General features: G+C 63.2%; 3 protein-coding genes. 2 read left to right on the forward strand and 1 reads right to left on the reverse strand.

Features of this window, described 5'->3' with window-relative positions:
* Positions 1-9: 9 nt before the first annotated feature.
* Positions 10-408: an IS66 family insertion sequence element accessory protein TnpB gene (gene tnpB / locus ACXJKR_RS29085; protein ID WP_457325810.1), complete on the forward strand. Its 399-nt coding sequence runs from the start codon at positions 10-12 to the stop codon at positions 406-408.
* On the opposite strand, the gene ACXJKR_RS29090 is transcribed toward tnpB, so the two are convergent.
* Positions 320-598: a Mu transposase domain-containing protein gene (locus ACXJKR_RS29090; protein WP_457325808.1), complete on the reverse strand. Its 279-nt coding sequence runs from the start codon at positions 596-598 to the stop codon at positions 320-322. The genes tnpB and ACXJKR_RS29090 overlap by 89 nt on opposite strands.
* A 159-nt stretch (positions 599-757) precedes the next feature.
* Here ACXJKR_RS29090 and ACXJKR_RS29095 point away from each other — a divergent pair.
* Positions 758-2765, forward strand: a 2008-nt coding sequence (locus tag ACXJKR_RS29095; RefSeq protein WP_457325809.1) for a hypothetical protein, incomplete at its 3' end; no start/stop codon positions are given.

The following is a 2765-nucleotide window of genomic DNA, read 5'->3' on the forward strand; positions in this document are numbered from 1 at the left end:
CCCTTGGACATGCGCGCTGGCACTGAAGCGGCGCTGGCCCGCGTGGTCAACGCCTTCGGTGCCGCCAGGCCGCATCGCGCCTACTTGTTCGCCAACCGCAGAGCAAACCGCATGAAGGTCCTTGTGCATGACGGTATTGGGGTGTGGCTCGCGGCCAGGCGGCTCAACGTCGGCAAGTTTGTCAGGTCGCAAGATGGCGCCAGCACGCTGACCCTGACGCGCGCACAGCTCGGTGCTCTGGCCCTGGGGCTGCCCTGGCAGCGCCTGGGTGCCCGAGCAGAGACGCTGGACTACCAGCCGGGCGTGTTCACCGTCGACTTCAAGACTTGCTGGATCGCTTGCCAACGCACTCGGCCAGCAGGATCGACGAGCTCCTGCCGCATCGCTGGTCACCAGCCACGGTGGTGAAGTCGCCCACGAGGTGACTGAGGGCGTGCGCCGCGATGCGCTGGCGCCGCAGCAAGACCTCCAACGTGCCGGCGGTGATGCGCAGTTCCACGGCGGCGCCGACGTGCTGGCGSGGCACCGAGCAGTGGTGGCCCCCGAAGACCACGTGATAGTCGATGTTGACCCGCGCCGGCTTGAACTGCGTAAGCATCGGCGTTGCTGGCAGCGGCTTCGAGGCCGGCGCATCCGGCGCTGAGAAGGCCGTCGCCCGGCAGCCGGGCAGCTTCTTGAACCGAGATTTGGGAGAAACTAGGTCCCGTCGGCCAACGGCCGCTGAGCCGTTGCAATCATCCGCATCGAAAGGGAGTCAATGAACATCAAGAAAGGCCTGTATGTGGCCTTGCTGCCACTGTTGCCATTCGCAGCACAGGCGCAGGACCAAGGCAGTTATCTGAGGCAGGCCCTGCTGCAGGGGCTTTCGATCTCCGTCCAGATCGATTGCAACAAACCAGACTATGGCGCTCTTGCGCACTGCCGCACCTATGCGGTCAGCTACAACGCTGCAACGGATGCGTTCACCGCCAGCGGCCCCGTCGCGCCTGCCCTTTGGGTCCAGACCGATACACGCACGATCCCAGGTGCGTTTGCGRATGGCTATCTTGTGATCTGGGGCGCAAAGTTCTCGATCACCAGCAGCGGCAACGTCCTTCCCGAAGGGTCGACCACAAGCATCGGTACCGCCTACATCAACAACATCGCGGCGGCTCTGGAGGCCCAATTGCCGGCCCGCCTCAACGTCACATGCGGCCCGAACAACGGCGTCGTCGCCTGTGGCGAATATTCGATCTACTACTCGTCCGGCGAAGCCAAGTATGTGGCCACAGGGCCGGCCAAGTACGGTGACAGCAACCCCACGGCCACGCTGCAGATATCCCGCTCGACAAGCGTCAATGCGCCTCCGGCCATGGAAGCCATCAGCATCAATGGCGGCTCGACGCTGCTGTTCGACCGCAACGGCAATCTGCGCACGACCGGCGGCGTTGCCGTCGGCACGATTTCGACGACGGGCTTCACACCCAGCGTGTCGACCAGCACGACGGACAAGTACGTCCAAACAGCCATCAACGGCACCGGCCAGTGCCATAGCACGAGCTACAACTGGACGGCGCCCCAGCAGACCGCCATCAAGGAAATCAGCACGGCGGCAACCAGCGCCTTTCTTGGCGGCACTCCCTATGTCTGGGGCAACACGTCCCCTCCAAGCGGCTCAGCGACCTTCAGGAACGAAATCCATCAATATGGCTATCTGCCGGTATTCAACAGCGGACGCGTCAGCTTCGCCCCCAACGGCCGTCCGCTGATTCGCGACCGGTACCTGAACCTTCAGGTATTGGGCGACAACGGCACATGGAAAGCGGTGTCGCTCAGGGAAATCGCCAAGGAGTCGCTCAGGCGGCAGAACATCAACTGGACGGTCAATCCCAACTATGGTCAAGCCGGCCTGTATTCGCAGGCCCCGGAGAGCGAGCAACGCGTCGTCTTCGACAACGAATGCAATGCCTATACCGTCATTGACACCTTCAGGTCCAGCCTCGGCTACGCCATCCTGCTCCATTCACCGGATGGCGGCCAGACATGGGCAGCTTTCCCGATTCCCAGTGGCAGCAGCTGGAGCGGAGACGGCGGTGATGCAGCAGTCGGCATGGAAGTACCGTCCGGGCCCACCACCGCATTGGCAGCCCCGCCAGCGATCACGGTTCACCAAAATCAGGTGAGCGACGATCAACGCAAGGGCACGGTCTCGACCCGTCCCTTGCTGGCCTTCTTCCCAAAGAAGACGGGTGCGACGCTGACGACCATTGAAGGCCCCTATCAGATTGCGGCGCAGACGCTGATCACGCCGTATCACTCCGGAACCGAGTCGTACATCGTGACGACCGGCGGCGCTACGGGCACCACGCACTTTGGCTACCCGGGCACCGGCATCGTGGCCGACACCGTCGAACCGGGCCGCAAGGGCGTGCCCCTCATGCTCGCGTCTTTCTCCCGTTCGACCCATCAGCTCACCGGCGCGCCGTTGCAACTGGGGGTTGGACTTGCCGGCAGCAGCGGCGACACGGCGGCAAACATCGCCGCGAATGACAGCGTGCCGGACAACCATGCGGGCGTGTCCCTGGCACTGGATTCGAACAACTACATCCACGCGGTTCTTGGTGGGCATGCCTCACGCCTGCTGTATCGAAAGACGACAACCCCCAACAACGCCAGCAGTTGGAGTGCCAGCGTCAGCATCGGCGCAACGAACGACGACGACACCATCGCGCCGAACTTTTCGGACACCTACTCTTACCCTTCGATCGTGCTGGACGCCTACTACC

This window comes from Roseateles sp. P5_E11 (assembly GCF_054049355.1).

What these genes read in the sequence shown, in the direction of transcription:
- tnpB (WP_457325810.1), top strand. Translation starts at nt 10, where the DNA reads ATGCGCGCTGGCACTGAAGCGGCGCTGGCCCGCGTGGTCAACGCCTTC.